Here is a 23,308-nt window from a genome sequence, read left to right on the forward strand (position 1 = left end):
GTCAACTACATCGTAACCACCTTCGGGCTCTTCTTCCGCTGCCATTGACGCGCGGGAAACGAGCACCTCTTGGCGCTTACGGACTTTCCTTATGACACGCGACGGCGGAGACAGCTTCTGCTCTGCCTCCGCCGAAAGGAATTCGCGGGAAGAATTTTTCATACGTGAGTTAACCAGCCATACTTATCGGGCGCTTCGCCCTTAACAATTGCAAGGAAACGCTCCTGCAATTCTTTCGTGATCGGACCAATCTTACCGCGTGAGATATATGCACCGCCAAACGGCAGTTTCTTCTCAGCTACCACTTCACCAACTGCCTGACGATCCACCGAACGAATCGGCGTCACTTCCGCAGCTGTACCGGTAAAGAACAATTCGTCGCAAATGTACAACATTTCCCGCGGTATATTTGCCTCAACCACTTTGAGACCCATATCGCGTTCCATTATCGTAATCGCACACATCCGGGTTATCCCGGGAAGAATCATTGCCGCCGCCGGGGGGGTGTAAACAATTCCGTCACGGATGATAAATAGATTTTCTCCGCTGCCTTCGGAAACAAATCCTTGGGTATTCAATGCGATGCCTTCATCGAATTGTTCATATCCTAATTCGTCAGCGGCAACTTTTTCTGGATCCAGTTCGGCGCGCATTGCAACCGACTCGATCTTTACTAATTGGCTATTCAAGTAGTTCGGTGCGGTTTTCGCCATTGTCGGGAACGTATTGGGAGCGGCACGATTCCACGAACTCACCATCACATCAACACCGTTTAACGCTTTAGCGCCGAGATACTTTCCCCAATACCAACTCATGATGACAACATTGATTGGGTTGTCTTTTGGCAGAACGCCAAGCGAATGGTATCCGCGAAAGACTAACGGACGGAGGTACGCCTCTTTCCATTCGTTTACCTTGATCGTTTCGAGCGCTGCCTTTTCCAGTTGTTCAATTGTAAAAGGAACTCTCATCCGGCAAATCCGCGCGCTATCCGATAGCCGTCGCATATGCTCCTTCAAGCGCATAATCGCCGGACCATTTTTTGTATTGTAACAGCGGATACCTTCGAACACCGAGGAACCGTAGTGGAGAGCGTGAATTCCAACATGTACATTGGCGTCTTTCCAGTCGACCATTTTCCCGTCGAACCAGATTTTCTTACCCTCATCGAACTCAACGCTTTTCTTCTTGGTGGGCATTTGGACCTCACATTGATTTCAATCGGAAACAATCGGGCGACGACTATCGCCCGAGTAGTGCGTTCGATAATATGAAGCGTTGCACTTCACTCGTGCCTTCATATATCTCACAAACTTTACTATCGCGTAAATGTCGCTCTGCGGGATAATCCTTCATGTAGCCCGCTCCGCCATGAATCTGTACCCCTTCATTCGCGACTTCTACGCAAATCTGGGAGGAATACAATTTTGCCATCGCCGACTCGACCGAGTAGGGTTCACCTTGATCTTTCAACCAACAGGCACGATGGGTTAATAACCGAGCTGCATCGATTTTCATCGTCATATCGGCAAACTTGAAGCGAATCGCTTGGAAACTGGTAATCGGTTGGCCGAATTGCTTACGTTGCAGCCCGTATTCCTTCGCAGCATTCATTGCGGCAGCGGCGATTCCCAACGCTTGCGAAGCGATACCGATTCGTCCGGAATCCAACGTCGAGAGGGCAATTTTGATGCCGCTCCCCAGTTCACCTAACAAATTCTCTTTCGGGACGATGCAATTGTCGAAAATGATTTGTACACAATCGCTGCCCCGAATCCCCATCTTATCTTCGTGTTTCCCTACGATAAAGCCGGGAAAGGTTTTCTCGATAATGAGGGTAGATGTTCCTTTACTTCCCTTCGCCGGATCGGTCACACAGGTGACGATAAAGACGTCAGCAGTAGCGCCGCCGGTGATGAACTGCTTCGTTCCGTTTACGACAAAGTGATCGCCCTTATCGATAGCGGTGGTTTTCTGCGCGCCGGCATCGGAACCCGCTTCCGGCTCGGTGAGCATGAATCCGCCCAACCATTGACCCGAGGCAAGTTTCGGTAAATATTTTTCTTTCTGTGCCTGAGTACCATACTTGTATATCGGAAAACCCGCCAGCGAATTGGTGACCGATAACACCACGCCAACGCTGGCATCCCCTGCAGAGATCTCTTCGATCATGAGCGAGTAACTAATAGAATCCATCCCCGCGCCGCCAAACTCCTCCGGCAACTGAATGCCGCAGAAACCCATGTCGGCTAACTGTTTCAGTTCTTCATGCGGGAAGGTCGCGGTCTCGTCGCGCCACGAGGCTTTGGGGGCAAGTACGTCACGGGCGAACTGACGGGCGGTATCCCGCACCATCTTCTGTTCGTCAGTCAGTGCAAAGTGCATTGAAAAGCTCCTAAGTGAAGCAATGTAACAAAAAAACGAGCGTTAGCTCAACTCGTCGAAAAGCAAAGTATCTTCCTAACCAAGATATTTACTGGAATAATCTTGCAGAAAGCAGATGGGGTGGTGATCCACCCCATTACGTTTCGATGTTAGTACGAGTAAAAACCGCGCCCGGATTTACGACCGAGGTACCCGGCATCAACCATTTTGCGAAGTAAGGGACAGGGGCGGTACTTACTATCGCCCAATCCCTGATGTAATACTTCCATAATCGCCAAGCAAACATCGAGACCGATGAAATCGGCGAGGGTAAGCGGCCCCATTGGATGTGCCATCCCGAGTTTCATCACTTCGTCGATGGCTTCCTTCGTCGCAACCCCTTCATACAGCGCGTAAGCGGCTTCGTTGATCATCGGCATCAGCAAGCGATTCGCCACGAAGCCGGGGTAGTCATTCACTTCGACTGGGACTTTCCCCATCTTCTTCGCGGTGTCGGCGACGATGTCGTAGGTCTCTTGCGAAGTAGCCAGACCGCGAATCACTTCCACCAGTTTCATGATTGGCACCGGATTCATGAAGTGCATTCCGATGAAATTTTCGGGCTTTTTGGTCGAAGCGGCTAACTTCGTAATGGAAATTGAAGAAGTATTCGAGGCGACGATGGCTCCCTCTTTCACCTTCTCATTCAATTCCTTGTAGATAGCAAACTTGAGCGCTTCGATTTCCGGCACCGCTTCAATGACTAAGTCAGCTTCCCTGGTGCAATCCAATCCGACGCATGTCGTCAAACGTCCGAGTGTCGCGTTTTTGTCGTCCTCGCTGAGCGTACCCTTGGTTACTTGCCGCTCGAGATTCTTGGTAATTGTCTTCAATGCCCGGTCAAGAAATTCCTGCTTGACGTCGCATAAAAACGTTTTGAAGCCGGATTGCGCACTGACGTGAGCAATTCCATTCCCCATGGTTCCCGCGCCGATCACGGCGATGGTTTTGATTTCCGACATTTCTCTTTTTTCCCTCCCGTTGTTGTCATTGCGAGGAACGCAGTGACGAAGCAATCTCATTTGTTTTAGTAAGGGCGTATGGAATACGCCCTAATCGTGTCATTGCGAGAGCGCCTTGCGCCGAAGCAATCTCAATACTAATCGTGTCATTGCAAGTGCGCCTTGCGCCGAAGCAATCTCAGTACTAAACCGTGTCATTGCGAGAGCGCTTTGCGCCGAAGCAATCTCAATACTAATCGTGTCATTGCGAGAGCGCTTTGCGCCGAAGCAATCTCGACACTCAAACCCGAACGCGATCCGATAAATCTTCCCAATTAGGGTTCATCGAATTAATAAGCTTTATCTTATCCGCTCGCGACCCACCTTTGATCTGCTTTTCTCGTCGCAATGCATCGTTTATATCACCAGTCCATTCCAGATACACGAGCTTGTCGATGTTATAACGTTTTGTAAATCCTTTGGATAACTTCTGTTTATGCTCTTCCATTCTTCTGCCGATGTTTCCAGTTACACCGGTGTATAATACGGTATTGCTCTGATTTGTCATGATGTAGACAAAGTATTGTTTCTCCATTGGTCACTGAGAATGCTTCGTCGCTGCGCTTCCTCGCAATGACAATAGGGGCGCATCAATTCATACGCCCCTACAATAGAATAGTTACATCGCTTCAATCGCTAAGGCAGTCGCTTCGCCGCCACCGTTGCAGAGTCCGGCGATACCCTTCTTGCCGCCGCCGGCAAGCAATTCATGCACCAGCGTTACCACAATGCGAGCGCCGGAGGAACCAATCGGATGGCCTAACGCAACCGCGCCGCCCCACGGATTCACCTTCTCCGCATTTAAGCCCAGCAATTGGTTATTCACGAGGGCGACAACGGCGAATGCTTCGTTTAATTCAAAGCAATCGACGTCATTCTTCGACCAATCTAATTTCTTGAGCAATTTTTCGACTGCGCCGGCGGGAGCGGTCGTAAACCATTCTGGTTCCTGCGAATGAGTCGCCCAGCCGGACACTTTAGCGAGCGGCTTCAAACCGTGCGCTTTCGCATACTCGGACGAGACGATTACCAAAGCGGCAGCGCCATCGTCGAGCGAGCTGGCATTGGCGGCGGTAATGGTGCCATCCTTCGCAAACGCGGGACGCAATTCCGGGAATTTATCGACTTTCGCCTTTTTCGGCTCTTCGTCTTCCTTCACGATAATCGGATCGCCCTTCTTCTGCGGAATCGTCACCGGAACGATCTCTTTTTCAAACTTTCCGGTTTTGATTGCATCCAAGGCACGATTATAGGAAAGTTTCGCAAATTCATCCTGTTGCTCGCGGGTAATCGAATACTTTGCAGCACAGGTTTCGGCGCAATTCCCCATGTGTTTATCGTGATAGACGTCCCAAAGGCCATCTTTGATCACGCCATCGGTCACTTGCGCATGGCCGTAACCGACGCCGCCGCGCGCCCAATGGACATAATGCGGTACATTCGACATCGACTCCATGCCACCGGCGACGACGACGTCGAATTCCCCTGATTCGATCTGAGCCGCTGCCAACATCACCGCCTTGAGACCAGACGAGCAGACCTTGTTGACGGTCCACGCACCAGCTGAGGTTGGAATACCGGCGGCAATGGCAGCTTGACGGGCGGGCGCTTGTCCGACGCCGGCCTGCAGCACCATTCCCATAATTACGTCTTGCACCGCGTCGGGTGCGACTCCGGCACGTTCGAGTGCCGCTTTGATTGCGATTCCGCCGAGTTGTGCGGCGGAAAAGGATGCGAGCGATCCGCGATACGCCGTGATTGGTGTACGTGCCGCCCCCACGATCCACGCTTCCGGATGAGAATGCATTGGTTTCCCCTTGTTAGTTTTACAATTCCCATTGTGCTCCGCCTGTCATTGCGAGGAATGAAGGATGCAACCATGTGCATCCGAAATGACGAAGCAATCTCTATGATTAAGAATTTCTCTTACAACGAATCAACTCATGCTAGTAACAATTGGAACTAATATCGGTTCTCTAATCACTTTACCACTTTTTTCTTTCATTTTATTCAAATCTCGGTTTGCTTCAAGAACAAGCGAAATCGCTTCTTTGAGATTCTCTCGGGTTTCTTCTAAAGTTGATCCTTGAGTGATAGCACCGGGAGTCTCTTCGGCATAACCGATCCACCACTTTTTTCGTTTGATGAAAACAGCGGTGTATTGGTTGAGTTTTACCCGTTCTTGCATCGGTATTCCTCAAAAAAAGAATCACATATACAAGCGTTCACTCGCTCTTACTACCTTCCGCACTAAAATGAAACCTTGTCCCGGTTTGCCAAACTCTCCCCACCCGTACCCGTGGCGCATGGTCGAAGAAGAGGAGCCATTGTTCCGCACTCGCCCGTTCCAAAAGGTAGCGTTTCACTTTTTTCACATCGTCGGGAAACATGTCGTATTTCATGACCAGCGAGGGGTGAAGATGCGATGCCGTCGGAATCAAATCCGCCAAAAAGCACGCCGTTTGCCCCCCATCGGAAATCAATAATACGGCATGATCGCGGGTGTGTCCCCCCGTCGTCAATACGGAAATGCCCGGCAGGAGTTCCCCATCGTGATCCCACAACTCCAGTTGTCCGGTCTCCTGTAACGGAAGAATGTTTTCCAACGGGAAATCCCGTTTCGCCCGCGGCGGCGGTTCCTTCGCACACTCGAACTCCCCCCGCGCCATAAAATACGTAGCCTTGGGAAACGCCGCTTTTAGATTGCCCAGCTCATCGTACTCGGTATTGCCGCCGCAATGATCGAAATGAAGATGCGAATTGATCACATGCGTTATATCTTCGGGTGCGAATCCCAAGGTTGCTAAACCATTCACAAGCAGGCGCGGCCGCTCGAATTCGTAGTTCCGCCCTTCCTTGACCTCGTGTTTATTCCCGATTCCGGTATCGATCAGTATTTTCTTTTCGCCGTCTTGCACCAAGAGACAATTCAAACCAACTAACGTTCGACCGGTGTGACGGGTCTCGCCAGCCGGACGGTCGCTCCGCTTCTCAGTCGAGGCGGCATCGTCCACTTGATCGGCAGTACGGAACATCGATTGACCGGACAATTTCATCCAGCCATCGGAGATCAGATGGAGCGTAAACCTCCCGATCCGAAACGGCCCCTCGACGAACGGTAATTGTAGTTCAACACTCACAATAACTATTCACCACCAATATCGCTGTGGAAATCGCCTAGTTTACGAACTACCATTTCCAACCTGCCAATCTGTTCGATACAGTCGTCGCGGTCTAACCGAATATTCATCGAAGTATCGAACTCATAACGATAAAATACCGCGAAGTCGGTCAAATCCTGCAAGGAACGAAACTCTCCGGTATCTTGTTTATTCGCATCCAGTAAATCGAATAATACCCTTAGATCGTGAGTGAATGGATAGTCTATCTCGATTGATGACAACCAACACTTCAAGAACTTCTCAACCGCTTGTTGTGCATGAAATCCGAAGACTTCGGTATCGAAATCCCCTTGATTGAGCTTCCGTAACGTATACAAATCGCGAAGTCCGACACGATACAATCGAACCCCATCGTTACCGGTTTTCATACAGAACTTTACCTTCCCGAAGCGCTCGTGAAACGATGTGATTCTTTGAGTTCCGGTATTGTGCAACTTCACTCGATGAAAACAGCAGAAAATCCGCCGGTGGAAATCCGAACGGAAGATGTGAGCGAATCTGTTTTAATAGATTCCAACGTCCCGATTCGCGGACGAGCGCATCATCTACCTCCACCAAAAAGTCGTAGTCTGATTGGTCGTTATAATCCCCTCTTGCTCGCGAACCGAACAGCAACATTCGTACCGGATGTACCGTTGCGACAACTCGTTGGACGATTTCTTCATAGGTATCGGATTTCATGTTTGTCCCTACTCAACTAAGCAAGCAGATTGCCCTTCTGTAAAATCTCGCGAGAAATAATCAAACGCTGGATTTCACTGGTTCCTTCGCCGATTTCGCACAGTTTCGCGTCGCGCATCATTCGCTCAACGTGATACTCTTTGATGTAACCATAACCGCCGTGTATCTGAATCGCCGTTAAACAAGTACGCGTGGCGACTTCGCTCGCATACAACTTCGCCATCGACGATTCTTTGATGTAATCGCGGCCTGCATCCTTCAATTTCGCTGCGTGATAAATCAAGTGGCGAGCCGCTTCGATTTCGGTCGCCATCGTCGCCAACTTCATCTGGGTCGATTGAAATTCGGCAATCGGCTGATTGAATTGTTTCCGTTCCTGGGCATACTTAGCCGAAGCGAGAAACGCTCCTTCCGCCAATCCTAATGCCATCGCGCCGATGGAAATCCGGCCACCGTCGAGGACGTGAAGGAATTGCTTAAAGCCTTCCCCCTCTTTGCCTAAAATATTCTCGGCGGGGATTTTGCAGTTATCGAAATGGAGTGTCGCGGTATCGCTCGCGCGGCATCCCATCTTGTTTTCCTTCTTACCAATCGAGAACCCGGGAGTACCTTTTTCAATAATGAATGAGGAAATTCCCTTGGTCTTTTTCGAGCGGTCGGTCATCGCGGTCGCGACAAAAGTATCGGCGTAATTGGAATTGGTGATGTAGATTTTCTGTCCATTCAACACCCAACTGCCATTCTCGCGCACAGCGGTTGTTTGCGTCCCCCCGGCATCGCTGCCGGCTTCCGGTTCGGTCAATCCGAATGCGCCGATGACATCGCCCCGGCACATTGGCGGCATATACTTTTTCTTCTGTTCATCGGAACCGAAGAGATAGATTGGACCTAATCCCAACGAAGTATGAGCCGCGAGGGTGAGTGCCGTGGAACCATCCACTTTGGCAATCTCCTCGATGGCGACCGCATAGCCGAGATACCCGAGATTCGCACCATCGTACTCCTCCGGATAGGGAATCCCCATCAGTCCCAATTCGCCCATCTTCTTAACTTGTTCGAGCGGAAATTTTTGAGTCTCGTCATACTCAATGACGTGTGGTGCTAATTCATTTTGTGCGAAATCAGCGACCATCTCGCGCATCATGAGCACTTCTTCCGGCAACAGAAAATCTAAGTTTTGCATTCTTTTCTTTCCTTCCCCCAATCAAGGATTCGTCGTTGTTAATTACGTTCCATTATTTTTGTCAACGACAGTTTCAATAACGGAATTTCAGTCGTTGCTACTGTCCAGATCAAATCCAAATCAACATCAAAATATCCATGGGCTATGCGATTCCGGATGCCGACAATTCCTAACCAGTCAACATCACAATACTGGTTACGGATTTCCTCAGAAAGTCGTTTTGTCAATTCGCCAATAACGATCAATGACATCAAAATGGCATCTTTTAACATCTTCTCAGAACGAAGATGTTCTGGTGTTCTACCTTCGAGATATGATTCGATGTTACTAATAACCTCAAGGATTTCTTGAATTGTGATGTAATCGCTATGCTTTGACAAGGAGTAAATCCTCCTCAATGGATTGCCGGAGTCTTGGCGACACCGCTCTGGTTGAAACCAAATCGACTCGCCTTCCCAACAATTCTTCTAAGTACTCCGCCAAATGAACAAATTTAAGACCGATACTTGGATCAAAATCGACCAAAATATCGATGTCGCTATCCTCTGTAGCGTCGCCGCGAGCATAGGAACCAAACAAACCAATCGACCGTACCCGATACTTTTCTTGCAGTTCCGGCAAGTGCGCGCGCAAGACCTCCCGAATGGAATCCGGGGTTAATTGCATTTCTCCACATTTCACATTTACATCGTTAGACACGTTTCTTTTCAACCCACTTTCAGTACAATTCTTCTAAAAACTCTAAAGCGAATTTTGTTTGCACTTTTCTTGCTTGGTACAAAGGAATTTTTAATGATAGTTGTTTTAGAATGTTTATTATTTTCGTTCTATTTTCTGGTAGGATTTTGCAACCAAGGATAACACACGCCAAAGAACTGCGATCAAATCTTAATCCTACATTTGCAGATGTCTGATTTCCATTTTCATCAAGCGAAAAAACGATTACTCTAAATTCTCGTTCATATTTCCAACCATACGATTTTGTCAAAAATAAGTTCTTAATCAATTTATTAACATCTTTATTTTTACAAACTTCATAAAAATTCCAGTCAGGAATATTACTTTTATAATCGACATATTCTCTGTAAATTTTTAATTTTGATTTCGATAAAATTTCCATTCGATTGTGTTGGAAACCGACAACAAACCCTTTATGATAATCAGCATAATGTGACCACATTAATGATTCATCATGTCGTTTGGTCAATGACAATACACCGTAATATTCGACTGTATTATTGATATATCCCTCTTCCAAACCTTTCATGAAATCTCTGTTTGGGTTCTGAATTATTCGGTTTGCTTTGTTTTCTACCTCAACTTTTGATTTATCATCAGCTTCTAACATATCACAAATAAACTTCTTTTTGTCTTGATTGCTCCCATTCTGAAACGGGATTGGTAGTTTACAATCAAATGGATCATTAAAATTTGATGGTGCTGAAAAGAAAAGCTCATTGTGAGTCAGTATTCGCAGACCATATTGAATCAACGCTCTGTATCTTCCACGCGGCTTATTTCTCCATTCAGGCGTTTTCTTAAAATCTCGATACTTAAACAACTGCCCGGCAAATCTCTCATCGATTTCCAGTTCCTCATCCCTAATCGTTCGCAATAGAATTCGTTTCGGTACTTTTCCCTCGTCAAAGTGACGCTTCACCGCTTCTCGAATCTTGAGTTTTAGTTCGCTAAGCGTTTCCGCTTCGGTGAAGATTGATTCGCCGATTGCCTTCGCAGTGTACCCACCTTTCTCCGCTTCTCGAATCTCGAAGATGATTTCGTCCATGTTGTTTCCATTGTTTTCTACAAATGGGATCGCCACGTCATTCCATTTCGTAAGTCGGCGAAGCGCCGACGTTACTTCATTTCATTCCTCGCGAAGACAAGCTGTTACTTTTTCCACTCTAACGCCAGCGCGACGGTGTAGTTGCGCGGTAGCCCCGGCTCGAGGTATGCCGGTTGCGCCGTCGTCGGAATTTCCGGATTGATGTACGTCGAAGCGATATACTTTCGATCCGCAAGATTCTCCACCATCGTCGTAAACCGTAGCGAGAGTTCCTTCGACACCGGTTGTTTCCAAACGATCCCGGCGTCTACCAATTGGTACGAATCGATTTTAAGCCTGTTCGCATCGTCGGCATAATAATCGCCAACTCCCCGCACTTTCGCCGATAAAGAAAGCTGAGAAAGCAGAATCGGACGATACTCCGCACTCAGCGAGTAAAACCAATCAGGTACGCCCGCCACCCGGTTCTCAGCAAAGCTTTCCGCACCATCGATCGCTTGATATTCCCGATACCGGTGTTGTTGCCAAGTCAATGCGGCGCGAGTCGAAATCCCTTGCGAGAACGCGCACACCCCGCTCCACTCGACGCCATACCTTTCGCTGGACGCCTTCGATGCATAGTATTTGCCATTATCGTAAGGTATCAATTCGTCGGAGACGGTAATCCGGTAAACGGCGATTTCGCTGCTCCAGCGCGACAACCATTTTTCACCAGCGCCAAAGATTTTCCAGCCGGCTTCTAATGTGCGCGAACGCATCGGTTCGAGATTCGGATTCAGAATTGTCAACGTATCCCAACCCGGCGGCGGATTCACTTCGTTTCCTGCCGGCACTTCGATCCCGCCGCTATACTGCAAATAGAGGGATTGATCGACTCGCGGGAGCCAACTCACCGCGAGCCGCGGCGACCATACCGAAAATTGCTTTGCGTCGTCCAATGCCGGATGCAGCATATCGTGGAAATCGTAATCGACCCAATCGTTCCGGAATCCAATCGTACCGCGCCATTGCCGCCACTGCAGATTTCCGGTTAGGAACATGCCGTAGTTACGGACGATTTCGTCTTTCTTGTCCGATGTTACGGTACCGCGCTGGCCATCGACCAAATTCCGGAACTCGCCGATACCGCTTTGACTTGAAAAATCGACACCCATCGCCGCTGTAAACGACAAAGATTCCGTATGCTGGAATTTGCGTTGTAACACGGCATCGCCGCCCCACAATACCCGGTCGAAATCGCGATAAGTATTCCGTTCCGAACGTTCCAACCGCTTCGGATTGTAAAACGCGCGTATCTCGAGTGCGTGATTTCCGGGCAACTCCGCAATCAACCAACCGCCCGCCAATCCCAATTTATTGATTCTACGCTCGTCACGCCGTTGATAGGTCGCATTCGCCAGCGTCGGGTTTTCCGATACCTGCGCTTCCGTTAATGCACCGGGAATCTTAAAGGAATTCTCGACGCCTGCGAGCGAGAAACCGTACTGCGCTGTTTGCGAAAGATTGCCCGCCATCGAGGCGCGAAAACCGGTACGGTCGCCATCGGAGTGGTCTCGCCAGCCATCGTATCGGGAACGGTACACCACCGCGGAATACTGTTTTCCCGCATACGACCCTTCGCCGCTGATCGTCGAACGTTGATATCCGTGTGCGCCGACATCTTGTTCTATCGAAACCGCCGGCGAACCGCTGCCGGTGCTGCTCTGCAAATGAAGGACGCCGCCTGAGGCATTCCCCCATAACGTCGAAGCATTGGTGCGCACCACTTCGATCTTTTGCAAAGTGGATAACTCAACCAAATCGAGCGATGTTCTGCCATCCGGTTCGGTTAAGGGAATACCGTCGAGTAGTACCCGCACCCCGCGAATGGTGGCGGCATTGGAACGCTCGGCGGCTCCCCGCGACCCGAATCCGCGAATCGTTAAACGAACATCACTGCCGCCGTACCGTGACTGCGCAAATACGCCGGGCACTTCACTCAATGCCTTATCGAGACCGGCGCTAATGGCATTGCTTTGCTGACGGACTCCAATCACATTCACCGAATAAGGGGCTTCCAGTAATGTCGTCGGTTGCCGTTCCGCCGTTACCGTTATCTCACGCAGGGTCGTCGTCGCGGTAGTATCTGGCTTAGCGTTTGTGTTGCCCACTAGTCCGATTATCGCCAAAACTACAAAGAGACAGAAATTGAAATGTCGTTTCATGATCAGGTCTTCTTAAACTCAAGAATGTTGTCCCCCCAATCATTCAATAGAAAACATCCTTACCGATATTCGATGGTTTTCAAATCTGGCACCGCCAAAAACTCGGCTTCAGTTTGTGCGGAAATGTCGTCAACCCTTAGCCCTTCGGCGATTTCACAGAGGAACATTTGCCGTGTATGTTTTTCGATTCGGAAGACAGCGTTTTCGGTTATCACCATATCGACGCAGTGTACTCCGGTCAGCGGCAAGGTACATTTTCGCAAAATCTTAGCTGCACCTTTCGCGGTATGCTGCATCGCAACAATGACCCGCTTCGCCCCCGCGACCAAGTCCATCGCGCCGCCCATCCCTTTCACCATTTTCCCGGGAATCATCCAATTGGCAAGGTCGCCTTCCTGCGAAACCTGCATCGCTCCGAGAATGGTTAAATCGACGTGACCGCCGCGAATCATCGCAAAACTATCGGCGCTCGAAAAGTACGATGCGCCGGGAACCGCCGTCACTGTTTGCTTTCCGGCATTGATCAAATCGGCGTCGACTTCCGCTTCGACCGGAAATACTCCCATTCCCAACAGCCCGTTTTCCGATTGCAGCATGACAAACATCCCGTCGGGAATGTAATTAGCTACTAGGGTCGGCAAGCCGATTCCGAGATTCACCGCAAATCCGTCCTGCACCTCTAAGGCGGCGCGGCGGACGATTTTTTCTTCAAATGTCATTCTTGTTCACCAATTATCGAAAATGGTTACACTCACAGCGCTATAAAACACGCATTCACGATTCTACCGAACGGTACGCCGCTCAATCCGCTTCTCGCGGGGAGCGACGATGATGTAGTCGACGAAAATTCCCGGGGTATGAACATTCTCTTGATCCAATGCGCCGAGTTCCACCAATTCTTCCACTTCGGCAACCACGATATCGGCAGCGGTCGCCATCATGGGATTAAAGTTGCGAGCAGTTTTCCGGTAAATGAGATTCCCATAGGGATCGGCTTTCCAGGCGGCTACCATCGCAATCCTGCCGCGAATCCAGCGCTCCATCAGGTATTCGCGCTCTTCATTGGATTGATCGAGAAATATCTTTGTCTCTTTCCCTTCCGCGATTGGTGTACCGACGCCGGTCGGGGTATAGAACGCAGGAATTCCAGCGCCACCGGCCCGTAAACGTTCGGCAAAAGTGCCTTGGGGAACAAACTCAATCTCCAATTCGCCATCTAAGTACTGGCGCTCAAATGTTGCATTCTCACCAACATAAGTCGAAATCATTTTTTTGATCTGGCGGGTCTGCAACAACAAACCTAATCCCCAGTCATCGACTCCCGCATTGTTCGACACACAGGTGAGGTTCTTCACCCGGCTGTCGCGCAGGGCGAGGATCAGATTCTCTGGAATGCCGCAAAGTCCGAACCCACCCAACAAGATGGTGTCGCCGTCATGCGGTTCGATTTTCGCAATCGCTTCCGTTGCGGAAGTGAGTACTTTGTTCATTGGATACCTTTTCGATTTCGCAACTAAATGCCATCCGATTCAATTCCGTGGTACGTCATCAATGCCATTCGATGCTACAAGACATTAGACTTCGTCGTAACAAAACAAAGGAAAGAATCAGTAAAAATATGGCGGGTAATGCCGCATATTAACTTTCCCATTAACGAAATACAAGCCGATAGCGGTTGTTGGAACGATTTAGCCTGCTAATGTTTACCAATATCACGCTTCCAAGGGCGAGCCTCCCTTGCCAAGAAAAGGGAAATCCACCGGTTACCGCTTGTTTTTTTTCGGTTCCCGCATTATCCTTACCCAACGAATCCCCCAAGTCATAATTTTCGCAGTAAAGGAGTTGTTTGATGGAGTATGTAGCATCGGCTGGCGCACTCGGCGCATTGAAACTTGCCATATCCGCCGAGAAGGAAGGATTGGAGTCTTATCTCAAGTATGCGTTAAAGACCGAAGAAAAAACCGGTAAGGATATGTTCCTACAATTGGCATTGGATGAAGTCGATCACATGAATCTCCTCGAAGAGCAGCTTTTGCACCTCGAAGAGACAGGCAACTACCGCCCGAAAGATTTACCAAAAACGCTGTTGGAGAAGATCCGTCCCCATGTCGCCAAGCGGGCGGTCAAAATCTCCGGTGAGCAAGGATTATCCGCGCTCGACGCACTAAAAGCAGCATTAGAACACGAAGCGAAAGCGGTTCGATTCTATCAGGATTTTTATTATCACACCGATGATGTCGCCGCCCGCGGGATTTTCGGACGTTTGGTTGAAATGGAACAAGCCCATGTCGATCTAATTCAAGCGGAAATTGACTCGATTACCGGCAGCGGATATTGGTTCGGGATAAGCGAAATTACGCTCGAACATACGATGGACGAATAGAACCACTTTCGTTACGACGATGAAGTGATCATTCACTTTGTCGTCGTAAAACAACAAGGTGTTTTCAAACCGTAGCGAATACTCAAAGAACTATTGCGCTCGGAACGGAGGAGCGATGGTTTCCTCAAATCAAAGAATCCGCCGCTGGACTACATTGAGTGGCGCGCTTGCATCGTTACTCATCATGGCATGGTTCGCCTATTACGAAAATCTGTCATATCGGCAACTCGCGCAACCAACTTTTCGTTATTTACAGAACCGCACTTTCACGCATACCCTGCTTCAAGTCGTTTACCTCAATTTGATGCCCTATTATAATCCGTTGACGATGCAGTTTTTTGATGAGTATGAAAAAAATCCCGTCGTCGATGGTAAACTACCGATCCTTCAATTACCGCCTCCGATCTCTTACTTCACTGATTTAGTCTACGGTTACAAAACGGGAAATGAAACGGTATACCTGTCGCCAACTTTAACTCAGAACAAAATTCCTAAAGCAGAAATCGACACGATGCTTTCGTTGCGCTTTCCCTTTCGCGAAGGATGGCAGTGGGTGAATCGATGCCGCAAAGTTTTTCGAGTCGATTCAGTGGTTACCGAGAGTGGAAAGCAGCGAATCGTAAGGGAAGACACGGCATTTTACAGCGCGACATTGATTGACCGTGAGAAATTCAAGCGGAGCATTCCGGCGTTGATTCAAGTAGGGATTGAACAGAGCGGGTTGTTGCGGGAAATCGAACTGGGAGCGCTTACCAACGAACCGAAACACTATTCGGTTGCCATCGAAGCGGTAATCGATGGGAAGTCGTATTACACTTTCGGCGATAAGACGAATAAGATCGCAATCGATTCGTCTGCCGGGCTGCCATTTATTACCAGTGGGAAGATGTACATTTATACCGAACACGACTTTGAAAAATATTCACTTGACCTTCGTAAAACCGCGCTAATCTGGATTTTTGCATTCTTTGTCGTATTTGTCGGGTTCACCATTCTTCACGTACGAAGCTGGTACAAATAGTACAGGGCGAACACAAGGTTCGCCCGTACTCATATCGAGTCGCTTGGAATCGATCTTGTAACGCTATTCGGTTAGTCGAGCAAAAGCTCACACTTGCGGATATGTTCCTGCTCGTCGGTGATAATATGGATGATAGCGTGGAAGAGCCCTTCCGAGTAAAACTCTTCCTCTTCGATTGTCTTCAGCGCCTTTAAAACTTCGCGATATTTCCGCACGGCGCCTTTCTCCATTTCAATCGCCATCTTTAGCATCTTGACCGGATCGGTGACCAATTCCATTTTCACCGGAAGGCTTTCGTCGACCGTACCGCCCAAATTATTAATCCATTCGATGAATATCTTCAAATCTCCGGTTTCATCGGCGGCGAGATGTTGGAACAATTCAGCAACTTTCGCACTGCGGAAGTCGACCGGTTTGCAGTTTATAGCAAAACTGTGGTACTGGGCAATCGCATTGATTTCCAGCGTGAGGGATTCGACCAATTTCTTGAGGACAAGCGCTTTACCGCTGTCGCTATTATGAGATTTTTTCGACGACATGTATTTCTCCCATCGTAAATTGAAATTTCCAAGTTGGATTTCCTACCGTTTTATCCAACGATGTTCTGTCTGCGAATCATCACAGGTGATACGAAAGTTCTTTCCTTGACATAGCAGGCAATCTACCGTATCTTTCGGTTCGCCAAACTCTGGCGCATTCGTCTAGGGGTCTAGGACGTCGGCCTCTCACGCCGGTAACAGGGGTTCGAATCCCCTATGCGCTACTTATCAAGGTTTAGTCCCGCATTGCCCATGCGGGCTTTTCTTTTTCATTCGGGTTGACTGGGGAAACGTGCATGACTACTGCTCGCAAACCATTTCTGGGTACACTCAATCCGAAGGGAATACCATACCTACTCGCTGTCTACTTCTTTTGGGGCAGCACCTACTTAGCGATCCGGATTGCGGTCCGGGGCGGTGATGGGATGCCCCCCTTTATGCTGGGGGTTATCCGCACCGGTATTGCCGGCACAATCCTCCTCACATGGTCATATTTCCGCTACAAGTCGATTCGCCTGACCAAAACCGAATTCATCGTAAATGCCATCTCCGGTACTCTCCTGTGGGTTGGTGGGAATGGGTTGGTCAATTTTGCCGAACAACGCGCCGAATCCGGTTATGCCGCGCTGTTGGTAGGTGCGCTTCCGCTATGGGTCACCATTATGGAAGGAATCATCGACCGGAAAGTGCCGACCTTGAAACTGGTGGGAGCGTTAGTGATCGGCTTTCTGGGTCTTGGGGTACTGCTCTTTCCGGTGATACAACACGGTGACTCCGGCGATATTCTTTCCGCAGTTGCGTTACTGGCGGCGCCGTTATGCTGGGGTGCCGGGTCGATTCTCATGCAGCGCAAGAAAAGTAGTCTCCCTTCGCTCACCAGTTCCGCGTATCAACATCTCTTCGGGTTTGTCGCGATGAGTATAGTCTCCTTGCTCAGTGGGGAAACTCTGCATCCCCTTCCGCTTGAAATCTGGTTAGCGGTAGGATACCTCATCGTTGCCGGTTCGATAATCGCCTATACTTCCTATCTCACGTCGTTGACATTACTCCCGATATCGGTGGTTACCACGTATGCTTATGTCAATCCGGTCATCGCCGTACTGCTCGGTTGGTTGCTCATCGATGAACCGGTATCCGGGTGGACCTTGGGCGGCATGGCGCTCATCATCGCCGGTGTGGTCGGTGTCTTCCACGAGAAGAGAAAGTAGGGGATTGCTGTGTTCGGTAGGGGCGTACCGCGTACGCCCGTTGTTTTGCAGATGGTGGCTACGGGCTGCCAAGCCCGTTGCGTAGGGGCGTATTGCAATACGCCCTTTTCTTGTGCGGGATTCAATACAGGCGAGGACGCCTGTCCCTACCAAGCCTTTGATACTATTGGGTACTGACAGGTCTCCAGACCTGTATTTATGGGCGTGCGCTGCACGCCCCTACCGATCCCCGAACCCCGAATTCCGAGCCCCTACTTCAGCAACACCATCTTTTGCGTTTGAGAAAATTCCCCTGATTGCAAGCGAAGTAAGTAAGTACCGGTAGAAAGTGATGTTCCATCGAGGGTGACTTTATACGATCCCGGGTTTTGATGAAAGTTCACCAGCGTTGCCACTTCGCGACCGTTGATATCGAATACTTTCAAGTCGACTTTTCCCGTTTTCGGAATGGTGTACTCAATGGTGGTAGTCGCATTGAATGGGTTAGGGTAGTTCGGTTTCAGATTAAGAGACTGTGGTACTTCTGTTCCGACTCGATCCACCACTCCGAGTGCTTGCGAGCAGTCGTAGATACCGAATTCCTGTCCAGCGGCGACATAAGCGAGGTTACCGTTTACTGTAACTTTATATGTATGTGCAAACTCTGGTGTATCGTAAAAACCGACCTCAGTGGGATTCTGTGGATTGCTGACATTGATGATCCGCAAACAGTCGTAGTCTGCAATATAGGCGTAGCTGCCGGATACATCGACACCATAAGCAAGCCCTGTCGTTACGTAATAACCGACTTCTAATGGACTTGCCGGATTGCTAATATTGATGATCCGCAAACCGTAGCTGTAGTCTGCAATATAGGCGTAGTTGCCCGTTATCTTTACATCAGAAGCACTCCCAGGTGTATTGTAAGAACCGACTTCAGTCGGATTTGCCGGATTGCTGATATTGATAATTTGTAAACCACTAGTGCCATCTGCTACATAGGCGTGGCTGCCAACTACTTTTACACCATAAGCCCAGCCAGGTGTATCGTAAAAACCAATCTCTGCGGGATTTGCCGGATTGCTGACATTGATGATCCGCAAACCACTAGTACCATCTGCTACATAAGCGTGGCTGCCAGATACAGCGACACCATAAGCATTCTCAGGCGTATCGTAAGAACCGACTTCTAAAGGACTTGCCGGATTGCTGATATTGATGATCCGCAAACCGGAATAGTAGTCTGCGACATAGGCGTAGCCTCCTGCTACCGTAATACCATGAGCTTCTCCCGGTGTATCATAACAACCAACCGACGTAGGATTCATAGGATTACTAACGTTGATAATCCGCAGGCCAGAGTTATCATCTGCGACATAGGCGTAGTTACCAGATACCATTGCATCAAGAGCATCGCCTTGCGTATCGTAAGAACCGACCTCAATAGGGTTTACCGGGTTGCTGACATTGATAATCCGTAATCCTGATAAATATGCCACGACATACGCGTAGTTGCCTGCCAACGTTACACATGTAGAAACTGGCGAATCGCAAAAACCTACCTCAGTTGGATTAAACGGATTGCTAATGTTGATTATCCGCAGAGATCCATCTCCCACATAGGCGTAGCTGCCTACAACCGTTACACAATATGCAAACCCTGGAGTATCGTATGAACCAACCGAAATTGGATTTGTAGGATTACTGACATTGATTATCTGTAATCCCGAAGTATAATCCGCTACGTAAGCGTAGCTGCCTGATACAGTAACACCATAAGAAATCCCCGGTGTATCGTAAAAACCGACCTCTACAGGATTTGCAGGATTGCTGATATCGATGATTCGCAAACTATAAGTATCATCTGCAACATAGGCGTAGTTCCCTGAAATGGCGACATCCCAAGCGTGACCCGGCGTATCGTAAAAGCCAACTGAAGTAGGATTTGCCGGATTGCTGATGTTAATGATTTGCAATCCCGAAGTACCGTCCGCGACATAGGCGTAGTTGCCCGCGACCGCTACACTTCGCGAATAACCTGGTGTATCGAAAAAACCGACCTCTATTGGATTTGCTGGATTGCTAACATTGATGATTCGAAGTCCAAAATCTGCATCCGTAACATAGGCGTAGTTGCCGGAAACCTTTACATCATTAGCATTACCCGGCGTATTGCAAAAACCTACCTGTGTAGGATTTGCCGGATTTGTGATATTAACAATCTGCAGTCCAGAAGATCCATCAGCAATATAGGCGTAGTTCCCTGAAACATCGACAGCAAATGAGTACGTGCGCCAGAATCTGCCGAGACAGCGGACATGTAAGCTGTCTTGCGCGAAGGAAATTGTGGAAAGGAAAAGAAGAAAACTTATAACCACAAAGCGAAGGTTTCGCATTGTATCATTCTCCTGAAGTTGGATAGTAGCTGGTGTTTTCTAATCTGGATACTTATGTGTTAGTCAATATACAAAGTTATTGTTGTATTTGTGTAAAGAGTCACAAACTATCAAGAGATGAGGGGCGGCTGCCAGCCGGCCCTACGGAACGGGCTTGGAAGCCCGTAGCCACCATCATTCAATTCGGGCGGGCGTGGGAGCCCGCCCCTACCCAAATAAAGGATGGGCGTGTGCCATACAACCCTACGATACGGGTTTGGAAACCTCTTACCACCACTCTCTACTCATAGGGCGTGCGCGGCACGCCTCTACTGAGATTGCTTCGTCGCTACGCTCCTCGCAAAGACAAATTCGCTTGCACTAATGCTCGGAGGATATTGGATACTGCAATAATGTCGCGCTCGAATACCCCTTCCTCGGCACAATGATAGGGGAAGATCGATGGCTCAATCGCAATCGATACCACTGCTTGCGGCGTCTCGGTATTCAGAATTTTCCCATACATCAGGTAATCGTTGGTGTTGTTCCGGTGCAACACCTCGGGATAGTTCTTCGTGAACCACTCTTCGACTGCGGTCGTATTCTTTAGCAACTGCTCCGTCGGTTCGATTTTATTGAATTCCCAATGTTTGCTGTACAATGCGACGCCCGCTTCCCCTTTGAAGAGCGGCGTCGTATCGATGGTCGCAACCAATGCAGGGATACGATTGGTGGCAATCAAATGCTTGGCGATCCGCTCCGCACCCATCCCGGAGTAGTACCCCTCCCCATTGTTCTTGAGTAAGTGAGGCGCTTGTTTCAATCCGGTACTCTCTTCCATTTCGGAAAAGAGGAATAGCAAGGTCGGCCGTTGCGGAATGTTGTGAATTTCTTCCAACAATGCGAGCAGAATCCCGACGCCGGTCGCATCGTCGAGTAACCCGGTTAGTTTCCCATCGACATTAGAAATCGGGAGCGAATCGGTGCGGTCGATGCCGAAGTGATTGATTTTATCGAGGTGCGCCGATACTGCAATAAGCTTCGTATCTAGTGTCCCCGGTACCGTGATTATCATGTTGTTGAATGGAACAAACTCCACCGTCGCTCCCGGGACTTTCTCCGCTACTTTTAGTAACAACGGATGCAGCCGTTCTTCGTGGCTGCTGAATGAGGGAACCTGCGCGACCGTCTCGACCCATTTTACGATATTCATGATTCATCCTGTGTTATTACCAGAATGTAAGAAATTTCAGGTACAAACAGGACATCGGGGAAAAATGTAACTTGGGGAGAATTTACTTGCATTGCGCGGTTTTACATGCTTTATTCCGCTCGCACTATTTCCTTGGGGGGAAAAAATGAACCAGTCGAGTAATATCGAAGTACTCTTACGCGAAGAACATCGCTTTCCACCGCCGGACGACTTTCGCAAAACCGCGTATGTCTCCGACGAATCGCTCCACGAAGCTGCCCGGCAGGATCCCGAAGCCTTCTGGCGGGAACAGGCAAAGTTTGTCGATTGGATGGAACCGTTCGACAAAGTGTTGGACGACTCGAATCCACCATTTTACCGCTGGTATGTCGGCGGCAAATTAAACGTCTCCAGCAATTGTCTTGACCGCCATGTCCAAGCTGGGAATGGCAATAAAGCGGCAATCATCTGGGAAGGGGAACCGGGCGACCGTCGGACGATGACCTACCGCGAATTGTGGCGTTATGTCAATAAATTCGCCAATGCCTTGAAGAAACTGGGCATCGTCAAAGGGGATCGCGTCGCGATTTATCTCCCGTTGATTCCCGAAGCGGCGATTGCAATGCTTGCCTGCGCTCGTATCGGCGCAATTCACAGTGTCGTTTTCGGCGGATTCTCGCCTGAATCGCTCCGAGACCGGATCAACGACGCCGAAGCGAAACTTTTAATTACTTCCGATGGCGGGTGGCGGCGCGGCGAAGTGTTACCACTGAAGCACGATTCCGATATCGCCATCATGCAATGCCCATCGATAAAACATGTGGTCATCGTGAAGCGCGGCGAGTTTTTGCTACGCGTCAAAGAGGGGCGCGACCACTGGTTTCATCGCTTGATGCAAGACCAACCGAATTGGTGCGAACCGGAACCGATGGATGCCAACGACCCGCTCTTTACGCTTTATACAAGCGGCTCTACCGGAAAACCGAAGGGGATTCTCCATCATTGCGGCGGGTACTTGGTTGGCGTCAACCGGACGACGCAATGGGTGTTCGATTTGAAACCGCAGGATGTGTTCTGGTGTACGGCAGATGTCGGTTGGGTGACCGGACACTCCTATGTCGTTTACGGGCCGCTCTCACTCGGAGCAACCATCGTGATGTACGAAGGAGCGCCTGATTGGCCGGAGAAGGATCGTTTTTGGGAGCTAATCGAGAAGCATGGCGTGACAGTCTTCTATACCGCGCCTACTGCGATTCGCGCCTTCATGAAATGGGGTACCGAACATCCGGCGAAACACGATTTATCGACTTTACGGTTGTTGGGAACCGTCGGCGAGCCGATTAACCCGGCAGCTTGGCTCTGGTATAACGAGCATATCGGTCACAACAAATGTCCGATTGTCGATACGTGGTGGCAGACCGAAACCGGCGGAATCATGATTTCTCCGCTTCCCGGGATAACGACCACTCGGCCGGGCAGTGCCACGAAAGCGTTGCCGGGGATCGATGCCGCAATTTTGAATGAAGCAGGTGAGGAAGTTCCGACGGGCTCCGGGGGGTTGCTCGCAATTCGGAAGCCGTGGCCGGCAATGCTGGCAGGTTTGTGGGGCGATCCTGAGCGCTATAAAGCGGTCTATTGGTCGAAATGGGGCGGTAAATACTACTTCCCGGGGGATGGTTCGCGGAAGGATGAAGACGGCAACTTCTGGCTGCTGGGCCGGGTCGACGATGTGATGAATGTCGCGGGGCACCGGATTTCGACGATGGAGGTCGAGAGCGCTTTGGTCTCCCATCCGTTAGTTTCGGAAGCCGCGGTCGTCGGGATCGAGCACGAAATCAAAGGGGAGGCGATTGCCGCGTTTGTGACGCTGAAAGGCGGAAAGATGGGCGATGCCGAACTGGTCGCTCAATTGAAAGATACCGTTGCCACGCAAATCGGCGCGATAGCGAAACCGGAGAAAATCCTCTTCAGTTCCGACTTACCGAAAACCCGCAGTGGAAAAATCATGCGGCGACTCTTACGTGACATCGCGGCGGGACGCGTCCTCGGCGATACAACTACCCTTGCCGACCCCAGCGTCGTAGATTTCCTGAAGAAGAAGTACGAAGAGCAGGAGTCGTAATTTTACTATAACGACACTCGCGTTCAAA

The 23,308-nt window shown here is 49.5% G+C and carries 23 protein-coding genes and 1 tRNA gene; 5 read left to right on the forward strand and 19 right to left on the reverse strand.

The window, feature by feature from the left end; translation table 11 throughout:
- Positions 1 to 158 precede the first annotated feature (158 nt).
- The 16 genes from OEM52_01740 to OEM52_01815 all read right to left on the reverse strand — a co-directional run bounded on the left by OEM52_01740 (position 159) and on the right by OEM52_01815 (position 13,951).
- Positions 159 to 1,199, reverse strand: coding sequence for a branched-chain amino acid transaminase (locus OEM52_01740; protein MDK9698860.1), 1,041 nt, complete (start codon positions 1,197 to 1,199; stop codon positions 159 to 161).
- 43 nt (positions 1,200 to 1,242) lie between these two features.
- Positions 1,243 to 2,385 carry an acyl-CoA dehydrogenase family protein gene (locus OEM52_01745; protein ID MDK9698861.1) on the reverse strand — a complete coding sequence of 381 codons (1,143 nt, stop codon included), beginning with the start codon at positions 2,383 to 2,385 and terminating at the stop codon, positions 1,243 to 1,245.
- 149 nt (positions 2,386 to 2,534) lie between these two features.
- On the reverse strand, positions 2,535 to 3,386 hold the full coding sequence (locus OEM52_01750; protein ID MDK9698862.1) for a 3-hydroxybutyryl-CoA dehydrogenase: 852 nt from the start codon (positions 3,384 to 3,386) through the stop codon (positions 2,535 to 2,537).
- 280 nt (positions 3,387 to 3,666) lie between these two features.
- Positions 3,667 to 3,960 carry a GIY-YIG nuclease family protein gene (locus tag OEM52_01755; protein MDK9698863.1) on the reverse strand — a complete coding sequence of 98 codons (294 nt, stop codon included), beginning with the start codon at positions 3,958 to 3,960 and terminating at the stop codon, positions 3,667 to 3,669.
- Between the two features lie 84 nt (positions 3,961 to 4,044).
- A complete protein-coding gene (locus OEM52_01760; protein MDK9698864.1) occupies positions 4,045 to 5,232 on the reverse strand; it encodes a thiolase family protein in 1,188 nt (395 codons plus the stop codon).
- Between the two features lie 129 nt (positions 5,233 to 5,361).
- Entirely contained in the window at positions 5,362 to 5,613 is a 252-nt protein-coding gene (locus OEM52_01765) for a type II toxin-antitoxin system HicB family antitoxin (GenBank protein ID MDK9698865.1), read from the reverse strand.
- A 37-nt stretch (positions 5,614 to 5,650) separates the two neighbouring features.
- Positions 5,651 to 6,565 carry an MBL fold metallo-hydrolase gene (locus OEM52_01770; GenBank protein ID MDK9698866.1) on the reverse strand — a complete coding sequence of 305 codons (915 nt, stop codon included), beginning with the start codon at positions 6,563 to 6,565 and terminating at the stop codon, positions 5,651 to 5,653.
- 5 nt (positions 6,566 to 6,570) lie between these two features.
- A complete protein-coding gene (locus tag OEM52_01775; GenBank protein MDK9698867.1) occupies positions 6,571 to 6,975 on the reverse strand; it encodes a HEPN domain-containing protein in 405 nt (134 codons plus the stop codon).
- Positions 6,962 to 7,288 (reverse strand): nucleotidyltransferase domain-containing protein, encoded by a 327-nt coding sequence (locus tag OEM52_01780; GenBank protein ID MDK9698868.1) that lies wholly within the window; start codon positions 7,286 to 7,288, stop codon positions 6,962 to 6,964. Before OEM52_01780 ends, OEM52_01775 begins: the two co-directional genes overlap by 14 nt.
- 16 nt (positions 7,289 to 7,304) lie before the next feature.
- Positions 7,305 to 8,471, reverse strand: a complete 1,167-nt coding sequence (locus tag OEM52_01785; GenBank protein MDK9698869.1) for an acyl-CoA dehydrogenase — start codon at positions 8,469 to 8,471, stop codon at positions 7,305 to 7,307.
- Between the two features lie 38 nt (positions 8,472 to 8,509).
- Positions 8,510 to 8,851 (reverse strand): DUF86 domain-containing protein, encoded by a 342-nt coding sequence (locus OEM52_01790; GenBank protein MDK9698870.1) that lies wholly within the window; start codon positions 8,849 to 8,851, stop codon positions 8,510 to 8,512.
- The gene (locus OEM52_01795) at positions 8,838 to 9,137 is read right to left on the reverse strand and encodes a nucleotidyltransferase family protein (protein ID MDK9698871.1); all 300 of its coding nucleotides are present in this window, start codon (positions 9,135 to 9,137) and stop codon (positions 8,838 to 8,840) included. Before OEM52_01795 ends, OEM52_01790 begins: the two co-directional genes overlap by 14 nt.
- 52 nt (positions 9,138 to 9,189) lie before the next feature.
- Positions 9,190 to 10,257: a DUF2971 domain-containing protein gene (locus OEM52_01800; GenBank protein MDK9698872.1), complete on the reverse strand. Its 1,068-nt coding sequence runs from the start codon at positions 10,255 to 10,257 to the stop codon at positions 9,190 to 9,192.
- Between the two features lie 104 nt (positions 10,258 to 10,361).
- Complete coding sequence (locus OEM52_01805; GenBank protein MDK9698873.1) at positions 10,362 to 12,461, reverse strand: TonB-dependent receptor; 2,100 nt, start codon at positions 12,459 to 12,461, stop codon at positions 10,362 to 10,364.
- Positions 12,462 to 12,520: 59 nt separating this feature from the next.
- The gene (locus OEM52_01810; GenBank protein MDK9698874.1) at positions 12,521 to 13,180 is read right to left on the reverse strand and encodes a 3-oxoacid CoA-transferase subunit B; all 660 of its coding nucleotides are present in this window, start codon (positions 13,178 to 13,180) and stop codon (positions 12,521 to 12,523) included.
- Positions 13,181 to 13,243: 63 nt separating this feature from the next.
- Positions 13,244 to 13,951, reverse strand: a complete 708-nt coding sequence (locus OEM52_01815; GenBank protein MDK9698875.1) for a CoA transferase subunit A — start codon at positions 13,949 to 13,951, stop codon at positions 13,244 to 13,246.
- Positions 13,952 to 14,310: 359 nt separating this feature from the next.
- On the opposite strand from OEM52_01815, the gene OEM52_01820 reads away from it, so the two are divergent.
- Together OEM52_01820 and OEM52_01825 are read left to right on the forward strand one after the other, a co-directional pair.
- Positions 14,311 to 14,844, forward strand: a complete 534-nt coding sequence (locus tag OEM52_01820; GenBank protein ID MDK9698876.1) for a ferritin family protein — start codon at positions 14,311 to 14,313, stop codon at positions 14,842 to 14,844.
- Positions 14,845 to 14,959: 115 nt separating this feature from the next.
- Complete coding sequence (locus OEM52_01825) at positions 14,960 to 15,865, forward strand: hypothetical protein (GenBank protein MDK9698877.1); 906 nt, start codon at positions 14,960 to 14,962, stop codon at positions 15,863 to 15,865.
- Between the two features lie 71 nt (positions 15,866 to 15,936).
- Here OEM52_01825 and OEM52_01830 read toward each other — a convergent pair whose 3' ends face one another.
- Complete coding sequence (locus OEM52_01830) at positions 15,937 to 16,404, reverse strand: ferritin-like domain-containing protein (protein ID MDK9698878.1); 468 nt, start codon at positions 16,402 to 16,404, stop codon at positions 15,937 to 15,939.
- A 151-nt stretch (positions 16,405 to 16,555) separates the two neighbouring features.
- On the opposite strand from OEM52_01830, the gene OEM52_01835 reads away from it, so the two are divergent.
- Both OEM52_01835 and OEM52_01840 read left to right on the forward strand, forming a co-directional pair.
- A tRNA-Glu gene (locus OEM52_01835) sits at positions 16,556 to 16,628 on the forward strand.
- 72 nt (positions 16,629 to 16,700) lie between these two features.
- Complete coding sequence (locus OEM52_01840) at positions 16,701 to 17,612, forward strand: EamA family transporter (GenBank protein ID MDK9698879.1); 912 nt, start codon at positions 16,701 to 16,703, stop codon at positions 17,610 to 17,612.
- A gap of 251 nt (positions 17,613 to 17,863) precedes the next feature.
- Here OEM52_01840 and OEM52_01845 read toward each other — a convergent pair whose 3' ends face one another.
- Positions 17,864 to 19,987: a T9SS type A sorting domain-containing protein gene (locus OEM52_01845; GenBank protein MDK9698880.1), complete on the reverse strand. Its 2,124-nt coding sequence runs from the start codon at positions 19,985 to 19,987 to the stop codon at positions 17,864 to 17,866.
- 328 nt (positions 19,988 to 20,315) lie between these two features.
- Positions 20,316 to 21,179, reverse strand: a complete 864-nt coding sequence (locus OEM52_01850) for a M28 family peptidase (GenBank protein MDK9698881.1) — start codon at positions 21,177 to 21,179, stop codon at positions 20,316 to 20,318.
- A 145-nt stretch (positions 21,180 to 21,324) separates the two neighbouring features.
- Here OEM52_01850 and acs point away from each other — a divergent pair, with 145 nt between their 5' ends.
- Complete coding sequence (gene acs / locus OEM52_01855; protein MDK9698882.1) at positions 21,325 to 23,280, forward strand: acetate--CoA ligase; 1,956 nt, start codon at positions 21,325 to 21,327, stop codon at positions 23,278 to 23,280.
- Positions 23,281 to 23,308: the final 28 nt, after the last annotated feature.

The organism is bacterium (genome assembly GCA_030247525.1).
In the GTDB taxonomy this organism is placed as follows: Bacteria; Electryoneota; JAOADG01; order JAOADG01; family JAOADG01; genus JAOTSC01.